The 24,609-nt window shown below is 69.3% G+C and carries 16 protein-coding genes; 3 read left to right on the top strand and 13 right to left on the bottom strand.

Annotated elements, in window-relative coordinates; all coding sequences use genetic code 11:
- Positions 1 to 153 precede the first annotated feature (153 nt).
- The 8 genes from E3T33_RS10680 to E3T33_RS10645 form a co-directional block, all read right to left on the bottom strand.
- Positions 154 to 2,496, bottom strand: a complete 2,343-nt coding sequence (locus tag E3T33_RS10680; protein WP_092321622.1) for a transglutaminase-like domain-containing protein — start codon at positions 2,494 to 2,496, stop codon at positions 154 to 156.
- On the bottom strand, positions 2,493 to 3,794 hold the full coding sequence (locus tag E3T33_RS10675) for a DUF58 domain-containing protein (protein ID WP_092321623.1): 1,302 nt from the start codon (positions 3,792 to 3,794) through the stop codon (positions 2,493 to 2,495). The genes E3T33_RS10680 and E3T33_RS10675 overlap by 4 nt, the downstream gene beginning before the upstream one ends.
- Entirely contained in the window at positions 3,791 to 4,762 is a 972-nt protein-coding gene (locus E3T33_RS10670; RefSeq protein WP_092321724.1) for a MoxR family ATPase, read from the bottom strand. Before E3T33_RS10670 ends, E3T33_RS10675 begins: the two co-directional genes overlap by 4 nt.
- A 53-nt stretch (positions 4,763 to 4,815) precedes the next feature.
- On the bottom strand, positions 4,816 to 10,713 hold the full coding sequence (locus E3T33_RS10665; RefSeq protein ID WP_092321625.1) for an Ig-like domain-containing protein: 5,898 nt from the start codon (positions 10,711 to 10,713) through the stop codon (positions 4,816 to 4,818).
- On the bottom strand, positions 10,710 to 12,131 hold the full coding sequence (locus E3T33_RS10660) for a serine/threonine-protein kinase (protein WP_092321626.1): 1,422 nt from the start codon (positions 12,129 to 12,131) through the stop codon (positions 10,710 to 10,712). The genes E3T33_RS10665 and E3T33_RS10660 overlap by 4 nt, the downstream gene beginning before the upstream one ends.
- Before the next feature lie 110 nt (positions 12,132 to 12,241).
- A complete protein-coding gene (locus tag E3T33_RS10655) occupies positions 12,242 to 13,069 on the bottom strand; it encodes a protein phosphatase 2C domain-containing protein (RefSeq protein ID WP_092321628.1) in 828 nt (275 codons plus the stop codon).
- Between the two features lie 43 nt (positions 13,070 to 13,112).
- The gene (locus tag E3T33_RS10650; protein ID WP_134575276.1) at positions 13,113 to 14,198 is read right to left on the bottom strand and encodes an FHA domain-containing protein; all 1,086 of its coding nucleotides are present in this window, start codon (positions 14,196 to 14,198) and stop codon (positions 13,113 to 13,115) included.
- 22 nt (positions 14,199 to 14,220) lie between these two features.
- A complete protein-coding gene (locus tag E3T33_RS10645; protein ID WP_092321631.1) occupies positions 14,221 to 15,657 on the bottom strand; it encodes a gamma-aminobutyraldehyde dehydrogenase in 1,437 nt (478 codons plus the stop codon).
- A 175-nt stretch (positions 15,658 to 15,832) separates the two neighbouring features.
- On the opposite strand from E3T33_RS10645, the gene E3T33_RS10640 reads away from it, so the two are divergent.
- Together E3T33_RS10640 and E3T33_RS10635 are read left to right on the top strand one after the other, a co-directional pair.
- Positions 15,833 to 16,315 carry an Lrp/AsnC family transcriptional regulator gene (locus E3T33_RS10640; RefSeq protein ID WP_092321726.1) on the top strand — a complete coding sequence of 161 codons (483 nt, stop codon included), beginning with the start codon at positions 15,833 to 15,835 and terminating at the stop codon, positions 16,313 to 16,315.
- 9 nt (positions 16,316 to 16,324) lie between these two features.
- Complete coding sequence (locus E3T33_RS10635) at positions 16,325 to 17,782, top strand: aspartate aminotransferase family protein (RefSeq protein WP_092321728.1); 1,458 nt, start codon at positions 16,325 to 16,327, stop codon at positions 17,780 to 17,782.
- A gap of 64 nt (positions 17,783 to 17,846) precedes the next feature.
- Here E3T33_RS10635 and E3T33_RS10630 read toward each other — a convergent pair whose 3' ends face one another.
- Positions 17,847 to 18,041, bottom strand: a complete 195-nt coding sequence (locus tag E3T33_RS10630; RefSeq protein WP_241982916.1) for a sigma factor-like helix-turn-helix DNA-binding protein — start codon at positions 18,039 to 18,041, stop codon at positions 17,847 to 17,849.
- Positions 18,042 to 18,152: 111 nt separating this feature from the next.
- Between E3T33_RS10630 and E3T33_RS10625 the strand changes: the two genes are divergently transcribed.
- Positions 18,153 to 19,055, top strand: coding sequence for a HEAT repeat domain-containing protein (locus E3T33_RS10625; protein ID WP_134575274.1), 903 nt, complete (start codon positions 18,153 to 18,155; stop codon positions 19,053 to 19,055).
- 102 nt (positions 19,056 to 19,157) lie between these two features.
- Here E3T33_RS10625 and E3T33_RS10620 read toward each other — a convergent pair whose 3' ends face one another.
- The 4 genes from E3T33_RS10620 to E3T33_RS10605 form a co-directional block, all read right to left on the bottom strand.
- On the bottom strand, positions 19,158 to 19,559 hold the full coding sequence (locus tag E3T33_RS10620; protein WP_134476485.1) for a VOC family protein: 402 nt from the start codon (positions 19,557 to 19,559) through the stop codon (positions 19,158 to 19,160).
- Positions 19,560 to 19,608: 49 nt separating this feature from the next.
- On the bottom strand, positions 19,609 to 20,817 hold the full coding sequence (locus tag E3T33_RS10615; RefSeq protein ID WP_134575273.1) for a DUF4192 domain-containing protein: 1,209 nt from the start codon (positions 20,815 to 20,817) through the stop codon (positions 19,609 to 19,611).
- Between the two features lie 94 nt (positions 20,818 to 20,911).
- Positions 20,912 to 22,876, bottom strand: coding sequence for an ABC transporter ATP-binding protein (locus E3T33_RS10610; RefSeq protein WP_134575272.1), 1,965 nt, complete (start codon positions 22,874 to 22,876; stop codon positions 20,912 to 20,914).
- Positions 22,873 to 24,606, bottom strand: a complete 1,734-nt coding sequence (locus tag E3T33_RS10605) for an ABC transporter ATP-binding protein (RefSeq protein ID WP_134575271.1) — start codon at positions 24,604 to 24,606, stop codon at positions 22,873 to 22,875. The genes E3T33_RS10610 and E3T33_RS10605 overlap by 4 nt, the downstream gene beginning before the upstream one ends.
- Between the last annotated feature and the right edge of the window lie 3 nt (positions 24,607 to 24,609).

Genomic DNA, 24,609 nt, shown 5'->3' with positions numbered 1-24,609 from the left:
CTGTCGGTTGCGGCGGGAGCCGCTGGATGATCGTGGTGTCGCTGGGCCGAGGGTCCGGCCTCTTGCGCGTGGCCGGTGTGGCCGTGCTTGAGCTGCCGCATTCCCCGCAGAACATGGCGCCACCGGGCAGTTCTGTCCCGCAGATCCGGCAATTCACGATCCGGCTCCTTCCACGGTCCGTTTGGACGCTCCTCCAGAGTACCGGCCGAAGGAGCGCACGGAGATGAGCGCCTTCACTCGCTCCCGCCGGCTGCTGGTTCCCCGGAAGGCGGCGCGCAGTTCGCCCACGGAACCCCACACCGCATCGGCGTCTGTGTGGGCCGGTTCGTCCGGCGAGAAGAGCGCACGATCGACGACGGATGCCAGTACCAGCGACCGCTGCCCGCCCACCGCTTCAGCGAGCTCGGTGCGGGTGGCCGAAGGAGGCACGGGAACGCGGAAGTCGGTCGCGGTGTCGGCGAAGTCCCGCCAGCCACCGCTGATCCGGTCGGCGGGCGAGTCGGCGGCTCGCCGCAGCCGCCTCCGTCGATGCTTGGCGGCGATGATCGCCAGGAACGGGGCGAGCAGGATGAGCAGGCCCAGCAGGGTCCAGCCGAGGGCCGTCAGGGCGGCCAGCAGGAAGGCGAGCAGAGGGTGCATCGGCGCCGGCGGGTCCTCGACCGTGCTCTCGGGCGGGCTGAGGTCTCCCGGCGCGGCAGCGTCGGGGGCCGGCGGCGGTACGACTGTCTGCGGCCGGGAAACGACGGTGGGCTCGTCGGGCTGCTTGGGCGGAACCTCCCGCACGGCGGGATTGGGGTCGATGCTGATCCATCCGTCTGCGGCGGTCTGCACCTCTATCCACGCCGATATGTCGGCGCCGGTGACGGTCACCGACTCCCCTCCGCCCGCACTGGCCGGCACGAAGCCGACGACCACGCGGCTCGGGAATCCCAGTTTCCGGGCCATCAGGGCGGCCGCGACCGCGTATTGCTCCTGATCGCCGAGCATCGGCTGGTCCCCGAACAGCTGGGTGATGCGGTCGGCGCCGTGTCCGGATCGGCTGGCGGGCTCATCCGCATTCACGCCGTGGCTGATGTAACCGGTCGTCCGGAGGCCCTCGAGCATCGACTGGAGCTGCACTCCGGGCGGGTCGCCGGCTCGCACGTACCCGTCGAGTGCCTGGGTGATCCCGTCGGGAATCACGCTGATCGGCGAGAGGACTTCGGTGCCCGGCCGCGCACCCGCGAGTTCGGCCGCCGGGCGGGGAAGGACCGACCGGCTCCGGTAGCTGTCGCCCTCCTGCAGTCCGCCGAGGACCGCGGCCGTTGTGCTGTTGTCGTTGTAATAGAACGAGTCGGCACGCGCCGTCGCCGAGGAGCCGAGGAATTCAATCCGCTCGAGTGCGCCGGCGCCGGGCACCCAGACACCCCGGTAGCCGTCCACGGTCACGCGCAGGGTGAGCGGCTCGCCGTCGACCTGGCCCTGGTCGATCCGGTAGGGCAGGCGCGTGAACGAGCCCGAGGCGCTGCGGACTGTGTCGCTTCCGACCGAGTAGACGATCCCGTCGTAGCTGTCGAGGGTCGCGACGCGGAGCCTGCCGCCCGCAGGCAGCCCGGCCACGGTGAGCAGGGCCCGCTCGCTCTGCTCCGGTTGCAGGTAGCCGCGGAATCCGCTGAGCGGGCTGGGATAGTCGCGCGGATCGAACGGCTGCTGCACCCGGGCGCGCAGCACGTCCCGCGGCTCCGAGACCGGCACGGCGATCGCGGCGACGGTGCCGACGGCGATGGCCAGCGCGATGATCACCGCGGCGCTGACCAGCCCGCGGGCGGCGGCGAGCGCCCGGTCGCCGGTGGACTCGAGGGTACGGCGAGACTGTTGCGCGATGAGCCGCACCGCGGTTCGGCGTCGCTGCCAGTGCACCCACAGCAGCCAGAAGAGCAGCACGACGAACAGGCCCAGGCCACCCTCGATCGGCGAAGACTCCGCTGTGGGGCCGAGCCCGATACCGGCGATGAACAGGGCGATCGGCGCCAGCAACGCGAGCTCGGCGATCCGCGACCGCAGCGCGGCGGAGAGCCCGATCACGGTGGACAGGAGCACCAGGATGAACGCGGGCACGAGCAGGGCCTGGTACGCGCCGACCGGCAGGACGATCGTGACCAGCTGCTTCCAGCTGAGGGCGGTGGCGGCGAGCAGCTCGAGCAGGCCGTCCACAGACGGCAGGATGCGTTCAATCGCCCGCCCGGGGATGGCCAGGGGCACACCGGCGAGCAGGTACACCGCCACGGTCACCAACGCGACGAGCCAGGCGGGCCAGCACAGGCGCGCGCCGGCTATGGCGATGGCGGCGCCCAGGGCGAAGGTCGCGGCCACGAGCACGATGAATTCGATGCTCTGGTAGACCGGCCACAGGGTGAGGGATGCCATCGCCGTCGCCGCCATCAGGGCCAGGGTGTTTCCCGCGATGAATCCCCAGCCCGGACGCGTGCCGGCGGCGCGCGGTCGCTCGGCGTTCATGCTCCGGCCGTCCTGGCGAGGCTCTTCTGCAGGTCGTCGAGAAAACCGATGGTGAGCACGCTGAGCTCGGCGACGCGCCGGAGGCTCGGCACCGACTCGGGGTCGCAGACGACGGCGACGACCTCGACCCCCGCGGGGAATCGCGTCGAGGCCGCGCGGAGCTCGGCCAGTGTCGCCCGCGACCCGCAGACCAGGAAGGCAACCGAGATGCCGGCCATGCTCTCGGCAGCGGCCCGAGCCAGTCCGGCCAGGGCAAGCGCCCTCGGCGACGTCTCCACTCGGCTCAGGTCATCGAGCAGGCGAGTTCGGGTGAGCGTGCTCAGCGTGCGGAGCGCCGGCCCCCGGCTCCGGCCGGACGCCGCGGTCTTGTCTCCCGCGACGACGGACACGGTCCGCCCGTCGCGGATGGCGCGCACACCGAGCGATCCGGCCACGCTGACGGCCATCTCGAAGTCGTCGTCGGTCGCGTAGTCGGATTCGGCCAGGCTGAGGGCGACCATCAGGTGGCTGCGACGCGTCTCCTCGAACTGGCGCACCATGTAGGTCCCGGTCTTGGCGGTGCTTTTCCAGTGGATGTTGCGGCGCTCGTCGCCGCGGACATACTCACGCAACGCGTGAAACGACACGTCGCTGCTGGTGAGGTCTTTGGTCGGATTGCCTTCGAGGTCCCGGATGAACCCCGTGCTCATGCTGGGGATGGAGATGGTCCGCGGGTGCACGAACAGTTCGATCCGTTCGGCCCAGACGCGCTCCTTGCGCACCAGGCCGATGGGGTCGGCGCGCACCGTTCGGACGGGGCCGACCGGGATCACTCCGCGGCGCCTGGTGGGAACGATGAACACGTCGTCGAAGCTGGAATCCCTGGCCAGGCCGGGCATCGCGAATTCGGCCAGCCCGGCGCCGACGGGCACCTCGACGTGCACACCGGGGAGGCGCCGCCTGGTCGGATTGTGCACGACCACCTGGCCGGGAACGCGGTCGCCCACGACCACGCGGTCGACCGGCATGGCCAGGGAGATCACGTAAGCGGTGCGCCCGATCAGGTAGCCGGAGGCCGCGCCGATGAGCACGAGCCCGGCCCAGCCGACGGCGACCAGTTCGGTCCAGCCGAGGGAGTAGCCGGCGACGAAGCAGAGCACGACAACGGCGAGGATGCTCCAGCCCAGCGGGGTGACCACCGAGCCGAAGAGCTCCGCAACCGCTCGAAGGCGCACCCCCGCGACGCGTGCGGCGCCGACCGTCCGCGCGATGGAGTCGGCCAGGCGGCCGTCCCGGGGAACAGCGACGGCCTGGCTCACACGAGCTGCCTGTCTCCGGGCGGCGGGGTCTCGATCAGGATCTGCGCGATCACACTCGACGGGGTGACACCGTCGAATTCGGCCTCCGGGTCGAGCAGGAGGCGGTGCGCCAGCACCGGTTCGGCCAGCTCCTTCACATCGTCCGGGATCACGTAGTGCCTGCCGTTGGCCGCGGCCAGCGTTTTGGCCGTGCGGATGAGGGCGAGCGCGGCGCGCACGCTGGCACCGAGGCGCACCTCGGTCGCGTTGCGGGTGGCGTCGACGAGCCGGGCGACGTAGTCGTTGATCGTCGCGTCCACATGCACCGTGCGCGCCAGCGCGGCGAGCTCGACGACGGTGGCTGCCGACAGCACGGGCGGAACCACGACGTCGTGGGCGCGCTTGTCGGACCCTTCGAGGATCCGGATCGTGGACGCGTGGTCGGGGTAGCCGATCGACGACTTCATAATGAACCGGTCGAGCTGGGCCTCCGGCAGCCGGTAAGTGCCCGCCTGCTCGATCGGGTTCTGGGTGGCGATGACCATGAACGGGGCAGCCACGGGGTGCGTGACCCCGTCCGCGGTGACCTGTCCCTCCTCCATCACTTCGAGAAGTGCGGCCTGCGTCTTGGGGCTGGCCCGGTTGATCTCGTCGGCCAGGACGATGTTGGCGAACACCGGTCCGCGGTGGAAGTCGAAGGAACCGCTCCGCTGGTCGTAGATGCTCACGCCGGTGATGTCGCTCGGCAGCAGGTCGGGCGTGAATTGAACCCGGTTGCTCGTGCCGCGTACGCTCTGCGCGATCGCGCGCGCGAGGGAGGTCTTGCCCGTGCCCGGCACGTCCTCGAGGAGCAGGTGCCCTTCGCTGAGCAGCGCCGTGAACGACAGGCGGATGACGTGGGATTTGCCGAGCAGCACTTGCTCGACCCCGCGCACCATCCGGTCGAAGACCTCGGCGAACTGGGTGGCCTGCTCGGGGGTCATCGTCATTGCGGGGTCTCTTTCGTTGGTGCTCGTCGCGGCGGTGCTGATCGCGTTGGTGCTCATCGGTCGTAGGTGTAGCTTCGGTCGGTGCCGTCGATCGGGACTGTCACCGTCAGGCGTACTGTACCGGCTGGCGGCGCCGGGCTCGGCAGGGTGCAGGTGTTCGGTGAGTCGGCATCCGTCACCGGCACCGTGGCATCCCCGGGAACGGAACACCGGTAGCCGGCCGGCAGAGCGGGCCCGTTGTCCGGGCCGTTGGTCCAGCTGAAGACTCCCCCGGCTTCGTCGTAGGCCAGGCCGGTCACGGCGAAACTGACCGATTCCTCCGGCGCGGCCCACATCGACGACCACTCACCGCAGCCGCCCCACGGAGCGCAGGCCTGGAGCTGGAAGGCGACGGTTTCGCCGAACGGGCGACCCAGGAGCTCCCGCGGCCAGCCGACTCCCTCGAATCGCACGGTCGGTCCGGTCCCGTCGGCGGCGCGGATGTTGTAGTGGTCGACGCCCGCGGAGGGGCTCACGCGGGTAACGCGGTAGTCCCAGGCGTCTTCGCGCTGCTCCATCGCCCCGCGCACATCGGTGATCGCTCCCGGGGCCTCGCGCACCCGCACGGTCGCCACCGGGGTGTGCGCACAGCCTGCCCGGTTGTAGCCCCAGACGATGAAGTCGTAGGTGGCGTTGGCTGCGAGCAGGTTGTCGAAGGAAACGGAACGGGTTCCGGCGGACACGGCGACCTGCTCCTCGACCGCCCCGCCGGTCTGCGGAGGGTCGAGGCGACCGGGCGCCGGGGCGCTCACCGAGCACGCCTGCGCGCCCGTGGGCACGATATCGCTGCTGAGCCGCTGCACGATGTATCCGTCGATGGGGTCGCCCCTGCCCTCGAACGCGTCCCAGGAGACGATCACGGTTCCGTCGGAGTCGGAGCCGCTCGCCGAGATCCCGCCGGCTCGAGCCGGGCCGAAGGGACGCCCCGTGCCGGCCGAACTGGCCCAGGTGGAGAGCGCGGGGTACGCCTCGTTCCGCGCGCTGACTGTGTAGGCGACATCCGCGCCGTTGCTGAGGCCGGCCACGTCGATGCTGCAGGAAGACGCGTCGCATTGCGGTCCCGTGGCGCTCACTTCGCCCTGGGGTGTGCCTCCGACGGTGACGACGTAGCCGCGGACGGGCGTGCCCCCGCCTACGGCGCCGACAGCGTCCCAGCTGAGGCGAAGCCCGCCGTCCAGTGGTGCGGCCGCAAGCCCGGACGGGGCCGGCGGCACCACGTCGGACCAGACCGGGTCGGCCAGGGAGGTAGGCACGGACAGGCCCATGCCGTTACGGGCCGCGACGGAGACGCGCACGGCGCGTGACTGGCCGTTGCCCGGCGTGGGGATCTCACACGCGGTCGAGGCGCACAGGACGGTGCCCACCGATGCGCCGGAACCAACGTCGGTCAGGGTCACCTCGTAGCCGGAAATCGGCGAGTTGTTGGACGCCCCGGCGTTGAAGGAGACGGACAGTTTCTGGTCGCCGAATCCGGTCACGCGCAGGTTCGTGACCGGGTCTGCCTTGTCCTGCACGGAAATCCGCACCGTGCCCCAGGCGAAGCGGTCCGGGTCGCCCGTCGCATCGGCCACCTGGTATTCGAGGTTCGTGTCGACGGGCGCGGCCGTGTCGGACACGGTCACCGCGAGGCGGCTGCTGTCGGCGCTCCGGGTGATCGAGACGCCGGCCGGGAGCGAGGCGCGATCCAGGCCGCGCACCCCGACCACGGTCAGCGGGGTCGCCGGGAACGGGTTGGTCGCGCCGTCGTTCGCGAGCACGTCGACGACGGTGGTCCGGCCGCGCGGGGCGATCGCCGCATCCGGCGCCGGAACGGCGATCGGCCTGGTCGAACCGACAACGCGCACATCGATCCGGCCGGCCTTGCCGGCGCTGAGGTCGTCCCGGACCCCGATGGTGAGCGCGCTCCGGGCGCCCTTGCGCGTCTTCAGCGCGGCACGCACGGTGAGCAGCTGACCATCGATGGAATAGCTGAAACCCGTGGGTTTGGGTTCGAGCACCGTGTAGGCGAGCTCTGCCCGGTCGTCCGGGTAGGGGTAGGCGGTGAGTTTGCCGAGGTCGATGACCTTGGTCTCGTCCGGCTCGATGTCGATGTCGGCGCCGTCGAAGGCGGGCGGCTGGTTCGTGCGCGGCGTGACCGTGATCGGCAGGACGATGGTGGACGTGCGAGCTGCGGGGTCTTTCGCGTCGGACCCGTCGGTCACCTCGAAGGAGATAGACGCGGGGCCGTAGTACTTGTCGGCGCTGGTGAAGGCAAGGCGGCGGTCGCCCGACACCAGGCTCGCCCCGTCTGAGTGCGTCGCCTGCACCGTGGTGCGGTCGGTGAGCTTCACGCGCTTCCCGCCGACCGCGACGACGTAGTCGTTGATGTCGATCATGAGCGTCGACTCGCTCGGGATACTGAGCGCCGGTGCCCCCCTGCGCAATTGCGGGAGCGCGTCGTCGTAGCCGGGAACCCAGATGAACGCGTGGGAGACGAGCTCGGGGTCGTCGGGGTGGCTGACGGCGAACGGGATGATCCGGCTGTCATTGCCGATGCTCACCCGGATGCGTTTGGCGCTCGTCACCCGGGCGTCCCGGCCGAACCCGGGCACGACCGATACGTCCAGCTTGCGGGCCGCAGCGTCGGCGAAGAAGACGTTCGCGAGGACATCGACGTCGATCGTTGTGCGGTCGAGCACGTCCGAGAGCGTGAGCCGGGTGTCGCTGGCCTCCGGCCGCGACAGCGGCGCGTCCGCCCGCACCACGACGGTGAGGAAGTTCGAGCTTGTGCCGCCCCGCTCGTTGCGGATCTCGTAGATGAAGCCCAACCGGCCCTCCGTCTCCGGCACCGTCACCGAGACGACGTCACCGTCGACCACCGCCTGCCCCTGGCTGCCGCTCGGCTTGACCGCGGTGATGGTGAGCGCGCCGCCGTCGGGGTCGGAGTCGTTGCCCAGGACCCGGACCGAAACGGTGCTGCCGGGCCGCACCGTGACTTCATCGGGGGCCGCGACGGGGTTCCGTGCACCGTCCAGGCGCGGGCTGATTCCCACCCGGATCGTCCCACTCGCCCGGGCGCCGAGGGCGTCGACGACCGAGTAGGTGAAGGTGTCCGTGCCGGTCGAGTATTCCCCGGACGTGTATTCAATCGAATCGGAGCCGCCGGTTGCGACCGAGCCCTTCTCGGGGTTGGTGTCCTGGCCGAGCAGCTGGACCGAGTCGCCGTCGGGGTCGATTCCCGAGAGCGGAATCGGGATCCGCACCGTGTTCCCCGCGAGGACACGGGCGATCACGGTTTTCGGCACCGGCGGGTTGTTGGATTCCTCGTCGGCTTCGCGCACGGAGATGCTCACCTCGGCGTTGGCGAACTGGCCGTCCGGCGCATTGACGCGGTACACGGCGGTGAAGTTGCCGGCCATGGTCGGTGCCAGATAGCGCAGCACGGTGCCCGAGGCGAACAGCACGCCGGCTCCGCGAGGCAGGCCCGCGGCGAGCGCGGGATCCAGGGTGAGGACTTCGCCGTCCGGGTGCTCGTCGTTGGCGAGAACCGGGATATCGATGGCGTCGCCGACCCGCACCGAGATGGTGTCCGCCGTGGCGATGGGGGCCTGCTTGCGCGCCGGCTCCGCGATCTCGACGACGGTCACCGTCCCCTCGGCCTCGGCCAGGCCGTTGCTCACCCGGTAGCCGAATGTCACCTGACCGGCGTCGAGTGGTTTCGTGAGCGTGAGCCGCAGCAGATGCTGGTCGAGGATCTCGACCCGGAGACCGCTGGCCGGGGCCACGTCCATCGTTCCGGTGACGAGCAGCACCCCGCCGGCGGGGTCGAAATCGGTGGCGAGCACGTCGACGACGGTCGACTGACGGCCGCGGATGAACGCCGTGTGCGGCACCGTGACGGGTTTGGTGTTCGACTCCGGCGCGGGAACGACCTCAACGCGCACCCTGCCTGTCGCCGTGGTTCGACCGTCCGTCACCGCGTATTCGACCTCATGGGTGCCGACGACGTTGCTGGTGAAACGGAACGTGCCGCCGTCGAAGGACGGGGTCACGGTGACGTCCGGTTTGGCCGGGACGCTGCTCAGGCGAAGCGGGCCGGATCCCCCGCGCACATGGAGCAGCGGGGACACGGTCATCTCCCGGCCCGCGGCGGCCAGCACGACGAACGGCTCGGCGATGATGGGAACGGCTCCGGCCGGACGAACCGTCACGGCCATCGTTCCGGCGCCGGCCAGCCGCCCGTCCGAGACGACCAGGCCGACCTGCTTGAGCTCGCCTCCGCCGCCGGCGTCCGTGTAGATCACCGACCCCTCCGGGGTGAAGCTCGCCTGGTCCGGAGGGGGTGCTGTCGCCGAGGTGAGGTAGAACGGATCGCCGTCCGGGTCGATCCAGTCGCCGAGCACCTGGCTGGTCACGCGCCCGCCCAGCTGCACCGTCGCCCGGGTCGGCCTGGCCTGCGCGGGCGGCGAGTTCTCCCCCTCCGCCCTGACCGCCACCGTGACGGTCGCCGACGCGACACCCCCGCGTCCGTCGTTGACGGTGTAACCAAAGCTCAGCCGACCGGCCGCGGTGGGCGGCAGGGTCAGCTGCACCTGCTGGTTGTTGCCGATCAGTTCGAGTCGGCCGGCGTCGTCCGGGATCCGGCTGAGTGAGGCAATCACGAGCACGTCGCCGTTGGGGTCGTAGTCGTTGAGCAGGACCGGCAGGGTGACGGCCCGACCGGGTCGGGCGCCGAAGGCGTCGTCGAGGGCCACCGGCGGAACCTGCGTCTTCTCGAATTCGGGCGCGCTGTCGTCATCCGTGTCTTCGACCCGCTGCTGGTCCCGCACCGTTTCGATCAGCTCATCCCAGTTGTCGATGAGCTCGTTGTCCTGCTGGACGGCCCAGGCCGCACCGTTGCGGGCGTCGTTGAGGAGCACGGCCGAACCGTTCACTCGGAATCCCAGCCGGGCGTCGCCGGCAACCCCCGCGAGTGTTTCCATGGCACCTTTTCGGGCCTGGCCGGTGCAGGACTGCCAGACCGTGCCGTCGCCCCAGGCTGCATGGGAGCACTTTCCGGCCGAGGCCGGTGCCGCGGCGTCGCCGGTGCGCCCGGTGACCAGGACGGAAGGCTGCCCTCCCGACACCGGGACACCGAGGAGCCCTCCCCGGTGGGCGACGAGGACGCGGTCTCCGGTTACCGCCGCCTGTTGCAGCAGGGGACCATCGGCGACGGCGATCTCCGCGGACAGGTCGACCATCTGCCCTGGCAGGTACAGCTGCCTCGTCGCCTCGTTGAGGAGAGCCCAGCGCCCACCGACGCTGGTCAGCTGGTAGCCGTCTTCCCGGGCGCCGGCCTGCAGGGACACCGTGGAGACAACCGCGTCGCCCTGGGTGGTGTCGACCCGCGACAGGTCGCCCGTCGCCGGCGTGAACGCGAAAAACACGCCGTCTGCGTCCATGCTGGTGACCGAACCGGCGCCGAGCGCGAGCGTCGGCTCCGCGAGGCTGTCGAAGTCGGCGAGCGCGGCGGCCTCCAGGTTCCACATGTTGCCCTCGGAGGTGATGACCGCGCGGTCCTCGGCGAGGTAAACCGACGGTTCCACCGGCGGCAGGGGAACGCTCTCGGCGACGGTGGCCGTCGCCGGATCGATGATGTCCAGCGAGCTGTTGCCACGGTCGATCACCAGCACGGTCGCGCCCTGCTGGCGCACGTCCAGGCTGGAACTGCCCGACTGCACCACGGTGTTCAATTCCCGCACGGCGGTGTTGGCCCGCCCGACGACCTGGCGGGACTCATTGGTCACCCAGACGGCCGCGTCGCCCAGGTCCATCCGCTGGGCCGTGTAGCCGCCCGAAACCACGGCAATCCCGGCGATCAGCGCCGCCACAACCGTCCCGCTCGTTGCCGTGGCGACCAGGGAGCGGTGGGTGGCCAGCCACCCCGCGATCACGGGGCTCCTTCGGCGGTTTCCACGCACTTTTCACCGCTGGGCTCGCCCGGTTTGCCTTCGCGGTTGACCGTGACGGTGAGGCAGACGTTCGCCCGCCCGGTCGCGTCAACGCTGAACTCCGTGCCCTTCTGCCTGCTCTCCTCGCCCGTGCGCAGCGTCACGACGTAGTTGTCGCCGGGGCGCAGGCCGGCGTCGGACCAGGTGAAGACGACCGTGCCGGAGCGCAACCGGCCGGCGATCTCGCTGACGACCGGTATGTCGGCGGCGTTCCGTTGAACCAGGAGCGCCGCCGCCGTGGCGGAGAGCCCCACAGTGAGCAGGGATGCGGCCATCAGCGCCCACATCATGCGCCCGCGCCCTCCCCTGCGGTGGATGCGCGTCTGGGAGGCACCGGGTGTGCTGCGGCTGTGCAGGAGCTGCGGTTCGCCCCTCGAGCCGGGGCCGGTCGGCGGCTTGCGCCGGCGACGGGCCGCATGCGGGTCGATGGAGTTGACGCCGCTGACGCGCGTCTTGTCGTCCGGGTCGGCCAGGGTCGCGGCGGCCCAGTCGTCCATGGCCACCTCGAGCGGCGTCTGCGCCAGCCCCAGGTCGGCCTCGACCGACTGCAACTCCCGAATGAATTCGAGCACGGTGCGCTGCCGGGAACCCGGTCGCCGGGACATCGCCCGGTCGAGGACGATTTCGAGCCGGGCCGGAACATCCGCGCGATTGATGGCGGGGACTTTTCCCTGTGCGATGCGGGACATCAGTGCCGCGGAGCTGTTGTCGGCACCGGGCTGCTCGAATGGGGAGCGCCCGGCCAGCAGCGAATAGACGGTCGCCCCGAGAGACCAGACCTCGGCGGACACTGACCCCGAACTCTCGTCGAGCAGCACCTCGGGGGCCGACCACGGGATCGAGAGGCCCACAGCGTCCGATGACTCCGCCTCGCCCAGGGTGGCCGCAATGCCGAAGTCGGACAGGACGGGGTGGCCATAGGCGGTGACCAGGATGTTCGACGGCTTGATGTCGCGGTGCAGGATCCCGAAGCGGTGGGCGGTCTCGACGGCGCTGGCGATCTTGATCCCGATCCGCAGCGCGTCGGGGACCGAGAGGGGCTCGTCGCGAAAGCGCCGGCTGAGGGCTCCCGAGCAGTACTCCATCACCAGATACGGTCGCCCGTCGGCAGAGAGGCCGGCCTGGAAGACCGTGAGGATCGACGGGTGGGAGCTGAGCTGGGCCATCACGTTCGCCTCGGCCTGGAACAGCTGCCGAACCTGGTCGTTGACGACTGCCGCGAGCAGCACCTTCACCGCCACCTGGCGCCTGGGCATGTTCTGCTCGTAAAGGAAAACGTCGGCGAACCCGCCGGATCCGAGCACCCGCAGGTAGGAAAAGCCCGGCAGATTCGGCGGCGCGGATGGCAGTCGTCGTGCCATTTTCTCGCCTCCCCGCCTACTCGTGACCCCGGCGTGCGGCGGGCGTTCCCCAATTGTAGGCAGCCCCAACCGGCCCATTGGGGCGCGGCGGCGGCCTTAACCGGACTGGGTTACCCCCAAGTCGGGGGACGGTCCTCCGCCTGGTCGGCCGGCAGATCGAGCACCTCGATGACATCGAGAACGATCACGGTGACGTTGTCACGACCGCCGTTCTCGAGGGCGGCGCCGAGCAGCGCACCGGCCGCGTCATCCGGGTTGGGATTGGACATGAGGTAGTGACGGATGCCGTAGGCCGTGAGCTCTTTGGTGAGCCCGTCGGAGCAGACCAGCAGGCGCATTCCCGGCCTCGCCGGAACGATCCGGTAGTCGGGGATGGGCGGCTCATGGAAGCCGACCGCGCGGGTGATGACGTTGCCGTGGGGGTGCACGTCGGCCTCTTCACGGGTGATCTTCCCCGCGTCGACGAGCTCCTGCACGACCGAGTGGTCGGTTGTCACCTGCTCGAGGACGCCGCTGCCGAGCTGGTAGACGCGCGAATCGCCGATGTTGAAGATGATCCACTGCGGCTCTCCGGCGACGACCGCCAGGGCCGCTCCGGTCACCGTCGTGCCGGTGCCGTTGTCGGTCACACCGGCGCCCGAGGCCATGTCCTCGACGGCAAGACTGAGCAGACGCGCGATGGATTCGGCGTCGGGGTCGGTCGCGCCGGCGAGCTCGGCGAGCCTGGTCACGACGGCCGCGCTGGCAACGTCACCCGCGGAGTGACCTCCCATGCCGTCGGCGACCGCGAAAATGGGCGCTTGGGAGAGGAGGCTGTCCTCGTTGACCTCGCGGCGGTGCCCGGTGTCGGTGACTGCCGCCCACGCCAGGGTCACGCTTGTGTGGCTGGTGGGCAGGGAAACCGTGTGCCGGGGCGAGCCTTGACCTATCTGGGTCACGCGTGGTGCCTTCCGAATTCGGTCTGATGGTGGTGGAGAACGGCTAACGCTCGCTCGCGGGGAGGACTTCGACGATATTACCGTCCCCGATGTCGACCGTCGTACCCGGGGCGACCGCCAGGGACTGTCCCGGGGCCAGCCGCTGGCTTCTTCCGATCTTTCCGCGCGGCGGATTCACCAATGTCCCGTTGGTGGAGTTGAGGTCGGTCACCACGACGGTGTCGCCCTCCTGCCGGATTTCGAGGTGCGTCGCGGAGACGGCGGACGTGGGCGAGGTGACCGTGACCAGCCGGGGCAGGGGGCCGCCGGTGATGCGCGGCGACCGCGGTCGGCGGCCGAGGAAGTAGACGGCATCCAGTCGGCGCTCCTCGCCGTCCGGGAGCCGGAAACCGTAGTGGGTCCCGCGGGCGAGCGGGGCGGCCTCGGCAGCCGGCCGCCGTTCACGCCGTTCCCGGCGCCGGGCGATGACGGTGTCCTGTGCGGCCTGTGGTGGCCGGACAACGGTGTCCGCGTCCGCCAACGAAAGCGGTGCCGGAACGGGAACCGGGAGCGGTGCCGGGGCGTGAACCGGGAGCGGTGCCGGGGCGGGAACCGGGAGCGGTGCCGGCCCGCGGATGATCGTGTCATCGTCCTCGCGTGCGAGTGCCGCCAGCGACCAGAGCAGCGTGTCGGCCGCGATTGCCCCCAGTTCGACCGTCCGGCCGGAATCCAGCCGGCTCGCAGGCACCACGTCGGCCAGCGGGGAACCGATCACCAGGCCGATCACGGATCGGAAGTCGGCGAGGAGCCAGGGGCGGATGTCCCGGTCGGTGAACCGTCGAGAGCCGCCCACCGAGAATACGTCGACCGCGATCCGGCCCCGCACGACTGCGGACACCGGGATTCCGTCGCTATCGGTCGGGTCACCCGGCACGACCACCACGAAGTTCGCGACGGCGTCTTCACCGGCCAGCGGCAGGAGGGAGACGAGGGCCTCGATGGTGATTCGTGGCTCCGAGACCAGTCCGGTCAGTTTCGCCACAATTCCGGGATGTGTGCCGGCGGGGACTGCGGCGAGGAAGGCCCGCCCCGCGACGAACGTCCACTCCCCGCTGCCCCCGGGCGTCAGCCCGTACCCGACCCGTGCCATCGTTCTCCGTCCCGTCCGGTGACTAGGCGCCGATGTAGGACATCACGTGCTTGATGCGCGTGTAGTCCTCGAAGCCATACATCGACAGGTCCTTACCGTAGCCGGAGTGCTTGAATCCGCCGTGCGGCATTTCGGCCACGATCGGGATGTGGGTGTTGATCCAGACGACACCGAAGTCGAGTCCCTTGGCGAATCGCATCGCGCGGCCGTGGTCCCTGGTCCAGACGGACGACGCCAGTCCGTAGTGCACGTCGTTCGCCCACCGCATGGCCTGCGCCTCGTCGGCGAACTTCTGCACCGTGATGACGGGGCCGAAGATCTCGTTCTGCACGGCTTCATCCGTTTGGCGAAGGCCGCTGACGATGGTCGCCTCGTGGAAGTAGCCCGTGGCTCCCTGACGGTGGCCGCCCAGTTCGATCCGGGCGTGGTCGGGCAGCCGGTCGATGAATCCGGAAACCTGGGCGAGCTGGTTGGCATTGTTCACCGGGCCGAAGAGGATGCTCTCATCGCCCGGCGCCCCGGTGGTCGCGTTCTCCCTGGCGTAGGCGCTGAGTGCGGAGACGAACTCGTCGTGGATTCCCTCCTGCACGAGCAGGCGCGTCGCCGCCGTGCAGTCCTGTCCGGCGTTGAAGAACCCGGCGGCGACGATGCCGGCGACGGCCAGCGGAATATCGGCGTCGTCGAACACGATCACGGGGGCCTTTCCGCCGAGCTCGAGGTGGACTCGCTTGAGGTCGTTCGCGGCGGCCTTCGCCACCTCCATGCCGGCGCGGACGGATCCCGTGATCGAGACCAGTTGCGGCGTCTTGTGGTCGATCATCGCCGCGCCCGTGCCGCGGTCGCCGGTGATGACGTTGAGCACCCCCTTCGGGAGGAACTCCGCGGCGACCTCGGCGAGCAGCAGCGTCGCGCTGGGCGTGGTGTCGGAGGGCTTGAGCACGCTCGTGTTGCCGGCGGCGAGCGCCGGGGCGAATTTCCACACGGCCATATTGAGCGGATAGTTCCAGGGCGTGACCTGCCCGACGACGCCGATCGGCTCCCGCCGGATGAAGGACGTGTGGTCCTTCATGTACTCGCCGGCCGAGCGGCCCTCGAGGTTCCGTGCGGCGCCGGCGAAGAAGCGGATCTGGTCGACGGAGAGCAGGATCTCGTCCTGGACGAGGGAGGCGCGCGGTTTGCCGGTGTCACGCGACTCCGCGTCGGCGAACTCGTCGGCCCTGGCCTCCATCGCGTCGGCGATGCGGAAGAGGGCGAGCTGGCGCTCCGCCGGAGTCGACTCCCCCCACTGCTCGAACGCGCTGGACGCCGCCGTGTAGGCGTCGTCGACGTCGGCCGCATTGGACACGGGGCTGGTCGCGTAGACGGCCTCCGTCGCGGGATCGATCAGATCCAGGCGCGCCTCGGACCTCGAGTCAACGTACTCACCGTTGACGAAATTGCGTAGTTCGCGAACGCTCATGGCTCCTGGACTCCCTGGGTGATGGCCGGCGGGGCGGCCGGGCCGCTCCATCGGCTCCAGCTTATCCGGCGGAGCGGAGCGCGCGGCAGGCGAAATACTTGGATTCCGCAGCATATTGGTCGCCAAGCTGCGGATTCGCTTGCCGAGGGGCCGTTTCACTGACACAATCGATGTCATGAACCCAAATGGACGCGGAGTGGGCGGGAAGCCGGCGCAACTGGACGATGTCTCCAAGAAGATCATCGAGCAGCTGCAGGTCGACGGACGCCGCTCCTATGCCGAGATCGGCAAGGCCGTGGGCCTGAGCGAAGCCGCGGTGCGCCAGCGGGTTCAGAAACTAACGGATGCCGGCGTCATGCAGGTCGTCGCCGTGACCGACCCGATGCAGCTCGGCTTCTACCGCCAGGCCATGATCGGCATCAGGGCCACGGGCGACGCGAGGGAACTCGCCGACACCCTGGCCGCCATCCCATCCGTGGACTACGTCGTCCTCACGGCTGGATCGTTCGACATCCTGGTCGAGGTCGTCTGCGAAGACGACGAGGAGCTGATAAATCTGCTCAATTCGCAGATCCGAAATCTCAAGGGCGTCACCTCAACCGAAACCTTTGTCTACCTCAAACTCCACAAACAGTTGTACAACTGGGGAACGCGATAAAAAATGACCATGTCAGAACAGGCCGTTCCGGCCCACCACCACTCTCACATCCCCGCTTCGGCACTGGCGCCGGGCGAGTACAGCGACGCCGACAACGCGTCGATGCAGCAGAAGGCGAAAGACCACCTCTGGATGCACTTCTCGCGCCAGTCCGTGATGGAGTCCGGCGCCGGTGTGCCGATCATCACCAAGGGCCAGGGCCACCACATCTGGGACTCCACCGGCAAGAAATACATCGACGGCCTGAGCGGGCTGTTCGTCGTCAATGCCGGCCACGGCCGCAAGCGCCTCGCCGAGGTCGCCGCCAAGCAGGCCGAGGAACTGGCGTTCTTCCCGATCTGGTCCTACGCGCACCCGTCGGCGATCGAGCTCGCCGACCGCCTGGCCGCCTACGCGCCGGGCGACCTGAACCGGGTCTTCTTCTCCACCGGCGGCGGTGAAGCCGTCGAGACGGCCTTCAAGCTGGCCAAGTACTACTGGAAGCTGCAGGGCCGCCCCACCAAGCACAAGGTCATCTCGCGGGCCGTCGCCTACCACGGCACCCCGCAGGGCGCGCTGGCCATCACCGGCATCCCGGCCATGAAGGAAATGTTCGAGCCGGTCACCCCGGGCGGATTCCGTGTGCCGAACACCAACTTCTACCGGGCGGACGAGATGGGTTCCGGCCTCGGCCATGACCTCGAGGCCTTCGGCCTGTGGGCGGCCAACCGGATCGAAGAGATGATCCAGTTCGAGGGCCCGGAGACGGTCGCCGCCGTGTTCCTGGAACCCGTGCAGAACTCGGGCGGCTGCTTCACCGCCCCTCCCGGATACTTCAAGCGGGTTCGCGAAATCTGCGACCAGTATGACGTGCTGCTCGTGGCCGACGAGGTCATCACCGCGTTCGGTCGCATCGGCAACATGTTCGCCTCGACGACCTTCGGTATCGAGCCGGACATGATCACCTGCGCCAAGGGCATGACGAGCGGCTACTCGCCGATCGGCGCGACGATCGTGAGCGAGCGGATCTACGAACCGTTCAAGCACGGCGACACGGCGTTCTACCACGGCTACACCTTCGGCGGGCACCCGGTGTCCTCCGCCGTGGCGCTGGCCAACCTCGACATCTTCGAGGAGGAGAAGCTCAACGAGAACGTGCGCGAGAACTCGCCGATCTTCCGCGCGGAGCTGGAGCAGCTGCTGGACCTGCCGATCGTCGGCGACGTTCGCGGCGAGGGTTACTTCTTCGGCATCGAGCTGGTCAAGGACAAGGGCACCAAGGAGACGTTCAACGACGACGAGTCCGAGCGTCTCTTGCGCGGCTACCTGTCCAAGGCGCTGTTCGAGGCCGGGCTGTACTGCCGCGCCGACGACCGGGGCGACCCCGTCATTCAGCTCGCTCCGCCGCTGACCATCGGCCCGGCCGAGTTCCGCGAAATCGGCGAAATTCTGCACGGCGTGCTCTCCGAGGCGCCTCAGCACCTCTAGAACGGGTCCATCGATCCGGGGCCGGCGCCGAGCGCCCGCCCCGGATTGCCCTCGATACATGCGTTCAGGCCCAGGTGCCCAAGTGTGAGCGGAGGGTGCGGCGCGCTCGGGAGTACCGTGCGCGGGCGGCATCCGCTCGAATGCCGAGCACCGTCGCCGCCTGAGCGATGGTCGGGCCCTCCCAGACAACGAGGGTGACCAGCTCCTGATCGCGCGGGGAAAGTGCGGCAAGGGCGGGGGCGAGGTGGCCGGCGAGCATCCGGCTCACTGGCGGTCGTTCGTCCCTTCTCAAACCGCCCTCCCGCGGATATCGTGACAGCGACCCGGAGGTGATGTGATCGTATCTGCCGACAGGCGAACGGTTGGACGCATGTTCATCACGGCGCTTGCGGTGACGTTCGTCGCGGTCGCGTTGAGTGGGTGCCTCAGCCCGCGCTATGTCGACATGAACACGGAAGAGCTCATCTCCACCGTGCAGGGCGGGGAGTATGACGAGGTCCGCGGCAAGGGCCCCGCTTGCGATGCCGCCTCCGCCCTGGGCCTGCGCAAGGCGGAGGCCGCAGTGGACGTCCTCATCGACGCCCTGTCCTGTCCCGCAGAAGACTGCATGGCCTCGGCGCTTGGACAGATCGGCGATCCCCGGGCCGTCGAGCCGCTCCTCGATGCAATGGCAGACGAGTGCGAAGGATTTGACCGGAAACTGAGAGATGACGACACCTACGACGTGACGGACGTCTGTCTCGACTTCCAGTCCGCCGACGATGCACTCATCGCGATCGGGAACGCGGCAGTAGATCCGCTCCTGGCCCTGGCCGGCGTCGGCGCCGAACCCCAAGCCGAACTCGCAGTTGTTGTGCTCGGCGAAGTCGGGGACTCGCGCGCCGAGACATACCTCGTCGAAAGGTTGGCCAACTACCGGAGCTCCACGAGAGAAACGATCGAACCCGAGTTCGTCCGGCGTCGTGCCGCCGAGGCCCTCGCCAAAATCTTCCGCAGCCACGTCGAGAGTCTCCTGCCGCGGCTTCAGTCGCAATCGACGGTGGGCATCGCGTACGGGATCATCGGACTAGGCCAGTCCAGCACCGAGCCGGACCTCATCCGGGCGCTGCAGACGTTTGGCGACCTGCCACTGGCCGAGTTTTATCTCAACTGTGGGCGCCCCAGCCTCGAGGCAGCAGCGACGGACTGGGGCGTCGAACATGGCTACACGCTGCGGTATCCGCTCCCCCGGATCGGTGGCGGCACGGCCCCGCGGGGGTGGGGAGACCTCTAGCCTGGACGGTTGCGCGATGCATCGCGTTCTCCGCCAGCCCGTCGACCGCTCGGAGCACATGCCGGCGCTCGCTTGCCGGCTGGGCGAGCAGCTACGTGTCACTCATCGCCCAGGTTCGTAGCCGACGAGCCAGTGGAGTCCATGACGGTCGATGACCTGGCCATCCGAAGCGCCCCAGGGCTTTGGGGCAAGGTCGTCGACGACCTGGCCGCCAACTGCGAGTTTGTCGAACCACTCATGGAGGACGTCCGGTTCGGCGGTCCCCAGCAACGAGAGCATGACGCCTTCAAGCCGGACACTCTTCTCGCCTGCTGCTGCATCGGCTCCCGCCAAAGCAACGACGCCGTCGAGCACTCCGTGAGCTATGGCATGTGGCGGGCCGTCGCTGCGACCGAAGTCCTCGTAGGTGTGCAGGGAGAGCTCTCCACTGAATACGTCCGCGTAGAAGCCGAGCGCTTCGCGCGCTGTGCCGGGGAAAGTGACATAGATCTGCGGCGCCGTCATGTGCACAGCCTACAGATGCGACCTAACACCGATCGCGGGGGCCGCGGGGCTAGCCCGCCGCCTCCGCCTCTTCCGCCGCTTCGCCCGGAGTGACCGCGTAGGCCCACTCGGGCAGGCGGCCCGTACTGAACAGGGTGTACAGCAGCCGGGCCATGCTGTACTCGGGGTCGAGGGCCAGCGCCTGGTCGACGAAGATGCCTGCGACGGATCCGCGCCCCAGTGCCCAGGACAGCCAGGCCAGCATGCACAGCGGGGCCGGGCGTGCGCGCCGCGGCGCCAGCGCGACGATGGTCTTGAGCATGCGGATCGCGCGCTCGACCCGATCGGGGTCCGGCCGCTCGGTACTGAGACCGAGCATGAGGTCGCCGGTGCCCCTTGGGTCGCCGCGGACGCCGGATTCCTGCTCCGCCCGGATGATGTCGTCCATGCTGCGTCCGGTGATCCGCTGGATGGCCGCGTAGCGTGCATTCAGCTCGAACGTCCGCACGCCGACCTGCCGGCCGAAGGCGAATTGCAGCATCATCTGGTCGCGGTTCGCGGGGCCCTGCACGAGGTACAGCAGGATGGCCGCATCCTCCGCCTCGAGGGCGAGCACGTCCCAGTCGAGGGCGGCCTCAGCGGTGTCGACCGGGTCCAGGACGTCGCCGATCATGGCGACCAGTTCCGGCTGGGTGCCGGCCTCGCCGCCCAGGCGCTGGAACCGGGCGAAATCCCGGGAGAGGCGTACCTTCATGGCCGCGTCGACCACCGGGAGGTCGGCGAGGCTGCTCAGCGTGGCGAGGTCGCGGCGGGCCTCCTCCGGGATGGCTTGGGTGGCCGGCGAGCCGGCGATGTCGCTGAGCGGGCGCCCTCCGGCCGGGCAGTCGGGGTCGAGGTACGACCCCCACCCGTCTGCCGCCACGCAGAGGGCGTCGCGCACCAGGAAGCCGGCCAGCTCCGCCCGTTTGACCAGGGTGTCCACGAAACGCTCGTGCGGGATCCCGGAGAGTCCGCCGAATCGGGCGTCGGTGTAGCTGACGGGCACGATCGCGTCGACGCCCGGGATTTTGCACAGCGCGCCGACCAGCGACGTCGCGATGCGCTTGTACAGCTTCGGCGCCAGGGTCGGGTCCGGCAGGTTGAAGCGCAGGGCGCCGCAGGTGCGGGTGCCGCGGAAGGCGACGAGGACGATGCTGTTCTCCGGCAGGAAGCCGGCCAGTTGGGGCACGAGCGCCAGGAAGTCCTGCGCCCGCCCGGTCTTGACGATGTTGGTTGGCATGCGGCAACCCTGCCCCGCAGGCGTCGCCGCCGCACCGCAGCGTCCCGACCTGGGGATAACTCCCCCGGCCTCGGACCTGTGGGGAGCGCCGGCGCTAGACCTCGGCGACCGGGGCCGCGAACTGGGCGTTGTAGAGGGCGCGGTAGGCGCCGTCCGCGGCGAGGAGTGCGGTGTGGCTGCCCTGCTCGACGATGCGACCGGCCTCCATCACGAGGATGAGGTCGGCATCCCGGATGGTCGACAGCCGGTGCGCGATGACGAAGCTCGTGCGGTCGGCGCGGAGTGCGCTCATCGCCTTCTGCACGAGCACCTCCGTGCGGGTGTCCACCGAGCTCGTCGCCTCGTCGAGGATGAGCACGCTCGGCCGGGCGAGGAAGGCCCTGGCGATCGTGAGCAGCTGCTTCTCCCCCGCGCTGACGTTGCCGCCCTCGTCGTCGAGCACGGTGTCGTAGCCCTCCGGAAGCGAGTGCACGAACCGGTCGACATAGGTCGCCCTGGCCGCTTCGCGGATCTCCTCGTCCGTGGCGTCCGGCCGGCCGTAGGCGATGTTCTCGCGCACGGTTCCCCCGAACAGCCAGGTGTCCTGCAACACCATGCCCATGCGCGAGCGCAGCTCGTGGCGGGTCATCCGGGCGATGTCGACGCCGTCGAGCGTAATGCGGCCGGCGTCGAGTTCGTAGAAGCGCATCATCAGGTTGACCAGGGTGGTCTTGCCCGCCCCGGTCGGTCCGACGATGGCGATCGTCTGCCCGGGTTCGGCGACGAGGCCGAGGTCGTCGATGAGCGGCTTGTCCGGCAGGTAGCGGAAGGACACCTGCTCGAAGACCAGCCGGCCGTGGGTGCCGGCAGGGACCTTCGCCGGTTCCGGGTCCGGGCTCTGCTCCTCGGCGTCCAGGAGCTCGAACACGCGCTCGGCGGATGCCACGCCGGACTGCAGCAGGTTGGCCATCGACCCGAGCTGGGCGAGCGGCTGGGTGAACTGCCGGGAGTACTGGATGAAGGCCTGCACGTCGCCGAGCTGCATCGCGCCGGAGGCGACCTGGAGCCCCCCGACGACCGCGATCCCGACGTAGACGAGGTTGCCGATGAACGTCATCGCCGGCATGATCAGGCCGCTGACGAACTGGGCGCCGAAGCTGGCCTCGTACAGCTCCTCGTTCTTGGCACCGAAGCGCTGCTCCACCTCGCGCTGGCGGCCGAACACCTTGACCAGCGCGTGGCCGGTGAAGGTCTCCTCGATCTGGCCGTTGAGCTCGCCGGTGTTCTTCCACTGCTGGGCGAACAGCTTCTGTGACCGCCTGGCGATGAGCACCGTGGTCACGAGCGTCAGCGGAACGGTGACCAGGGCGAGCAGGGCGAGCACCGGCGACAGGATGAACATCATCACGATCACGCCGATGACCGTGAGCAGCGAGGTGACCGCCTGGCTGATCGACTGCTGCAGGCTCTGGGAGATGTTGTCGACGTCGTTGGTGACCCGGCTGAGCAGCTCGCCGCGCTGAATGCGGTCGAAGTAGCGCAGCGGGAGCCGGTTGACTTTCGCCTCGATCTCCTCACGCAGGCGGTACACCGTGCGCTGCACGACTCCGTTCAGCACGTAGGCCTGCACCCAGGCGAACACCGAGGAGAGCACGTACAGGCCCATCGCCCAGATCAGCAGGGTGGACAGTGCCACGAAGTCGATCCCGACCCCGGGCGTCAGCGTCATGGCGCTGAGCATGTCGGCCTTCGCGTCCTCGCCCGCCGCACGCAGCTGCGCGACCAGGGCCGACTGGGTCGCCCCGGCCGGCAGGCCCTTCGAGATGAAGCCGGCGAAGATCAGGTTGGTGCCTTCGCCGAGCAGCCGCGGTCCGATCACCGAAAAGGTGACGCTCGCGACGGCCAGGAAAAGCACGAGGGCCAGCCACAGCCGGTCCGGACGCAGCGTGCCGAGCAGGCGCCGCGCGGACGGCCAGAAGTCCATCGCCTTCTCGGCGGGGACGTTCATGCCCCCGAACGGACCGCCGCGGCCCATCGGCGGACGGGCCGGGGTGGCCCTGGCGCCCTCGGTCGTGCTCATGCCACTTCCTCCGCGGCCAGCTGGGACGAGACGATCTCCTGGTACGTCTCCGAGGTTTCGAGCAGCTCCTCGTGCGTGCCCTGCGCGACGATCCGCCCGTCGTCGAGCACAAGGATCTGGTCGGCCTCGACGATGCTCGACACCCGCTGCGCGATGATGACCATGGTCGCTCCGTCGGTGTTGCTCTTGAGGGCCAGCCTGAGGCGGGCATCCGTCGCCGTGTCCAGCGACGAGAAGGAGTCATCGAAGATGTAGAGCTCGGGCCGTTTGACGAGCGCCCGGGCGATCGCCAGCCGCTGTCGCTGCCCGCCGGACACGTTCGTGCCGCCCTGCGAGATGGGGGCGTCGAGGCCGCCGTCCATTTCGGCGACGAAGTCCCGGGCCTGGGCCGTGGTGAGGGCCAGCCAGAGTTCATCCTCCGTGGCATCCGGCTTGCCGTAGAGCAGGTTGCTGCGCACGGTGCCGGAGAACAGGTACGGCTTCTGCGGCACCAGCCCGATGTGACCCCAGAGCAGGTCGGGGTTCAGCTCCTTGACGTCGACGCCGTCGACGAGCACGGATCCGCTGGTGGCGTCGAACAGCCGCGGCATCAGGTTCACCAGCGTGGTCTTGCCCGAGCCGGTGCTGCCGATGATGGCCGTGGTCTGCCCGGAGTGGGCGACGAAGCTGATGTCGCTGAGCACGGGCTCCTCTGCTCCCGGGTAGGCGAACCCGACGCCGCGCAGTTCCAGTTCGCCGTGGCCGATGGTCTCGTTGACGGGATGCTCCGGCGGGCGCACGCTGGACTCGGTCTCGAGCACCTCGCCGATACGGTCGGCCGAGACGGTGGCTCGCGGGATCATCACGGCCATGAACGTGGCCATCATGACGGCCATCAGGATCTGCATGAGGTAGCTGAGGAAGGCGATCAGCGTGCCCACCTGCATCGAACCATCCTCGATCCGGAACGAACCGAACCAGATCACGGCAACGCTGGAGGCATTGAGCACGAGCATGACGACGGGGAACATGAGCGCCATCAGGCGTCCGGCGCGCAGGGCCGTGTCGGTGACATCGGCGTTGGCCGAGGCGAAGCGCCGGCTCTCGACGTCTTCGCGCACGAACGCCCGCACCACGCGGATGCCGGTGAGCTGTTCGCGAAGCACGCGGTTGACGGCGTCGATCCGGGTTTGCATCAGCCGGAAGAGGGGCACCATGCGCGAGATGATCAGGCCGACGGCGACGAGCAGCACGGGGACGGCCACGGCGATGAGCCAGGACAGCTGCACATCCTGCCGGACGGCCATGATGATGCCGCCGATGCTGAGGATGGGCGCCGTGATCATCAGCGTGCTGGTCATCAGCACGAGCATCTGCACCTGCTGCACGTCGTTCGTCGAACGGGTGATCAGGGAGGCGGCGCCGAACCGGGTGACCTCCTGTTCGGAGAACTCGCCGACGCGGCCGAAGACGGCTCCGCGCAGGTCGCGGCCGAGCGCCATCGCCGCCTTGGCGCCGAAGTACACCGCGGTGATGGCGCAGGCGATCTGCACCAGCGTGATGAGCAGCATGAGCGCGCCGGTGCTGAGGATGTACGCGGTGTCGCCCTTGGCGACCCCTTCGTCGATGATGTCGGCGTTCAGTGTCGGCAGGTACAGCGACGCGATCGACTGCGCGAGCTGGAACACGACGACGAGCACAAGCAGGCGCCGGTGCGGGCGCAGGTAGCGCACGAGAAGCTTCCAGAGCACGGG

Origin of the sequence: Cryobacterium sp. TMT1-2-1, assembly GCF_004403955.1 — a bacterium.
GTDB lineage: Bacteria > Actinomycetota > Actinomycetes > Actinomycetales > Microbacteriaceae > Cryobacterium > Cryobacterium psychrotolerans.
Note: the sequence above shows the minus strand (reverse complement) of the source record. Positions and strands in the feature narration are given on the sequence as shown.

Excerpts from the sequence above, each read along its gene's own strand:
- E3T33_RS10680 (WP_092321622.1), bottom strand. The coding sequence starts at position 2,496 with ATGAACGCCGAGCGACCGCGCGCCGCCGGCACGCGTCCGGGCTGGGGA.
- E3T33_RS10670 (WP_092321724.1), bottom strand. The coding sequence starts at position 4,762 with ATGACGATGACCCCCGAGCAGGCCACCCAGTTCGCCGAGGTCTTCGAC.
- E3T33_RS10660 (WP_092321626.1), bottom strand. The coding sequence starts at position 12,131 with ATGGCACGACGACTGCCATCCGCGCCGCCGAATCTGCCGGGCTTTTCC.
- E3T33_RS10650 (WP_134575276.1), bottom strand. The coding sequence starts at position 14,198 with ATGGCACGGGTCGGGTACGGGCTGACGCCCGGGGGCAGCGGGGAGTGG.
- E3T33_RS10645 (WP_092321631.1), bottom strand. The coding sequence starts at position 15,657 with ATGAGCGTTCGCGAACTACGCAATTTCGTCAACGGTGAGTACGTTGAC.
- E3T33_RS10640 (WP_092321726.1), top strand. The coding sequence starts at position 15,833 with ATGAACCCAAATGGACGCGGAGTGGGCGGGAAGCCGGCGCAACTGGAC.
- E3T33_RS10635 (WP_092321728.1), top strand. The coding sequence starts at position 16,325 with ATGTCAGAACAGGCCGTTCCGGCCCACCACCACTCTCACATCCCCGCT.
- E3T33_RS10630 (WP_241982916.1), bottom strand. The coding sequence starts at position 18,041 with ATGCTCGCCGGCCACCTCGCCCCCGCCCTTGCCGCACTTTCCCCGCGC.
- E3T33_RS10625 (WP_134575274.1), top strand. The coding sequence starts at position 18,153 with ATGTTCATCACGGCGCTTGCGGTGACGTTCGTCGCGGTCGCGTTGAGT.
- E3T33_RS10620 (WP_134476485.1), bottom strand. The coding sequence starts at position 19,559 with ATGACGGCGCCGCAGATCTATGTCACTTTCCCCGGCACAGCGCGCGAA.
- E3T33_RS10615 (WP_134575273.1), bottom strand. The coding sequence starts at position 20,817 with ATGCCAACCAACATCGTCAAGACCGGGCGGGCGCAGGACTTCCTGGCG.
- E3T33_RS10610 (WP_134575272.1), bottom strand. The coding sequence starts at position 22,876 with ATGAGCACGACCGAGGGCGCCAGGGCCACCCCGGCCCGTCCGCCGATG.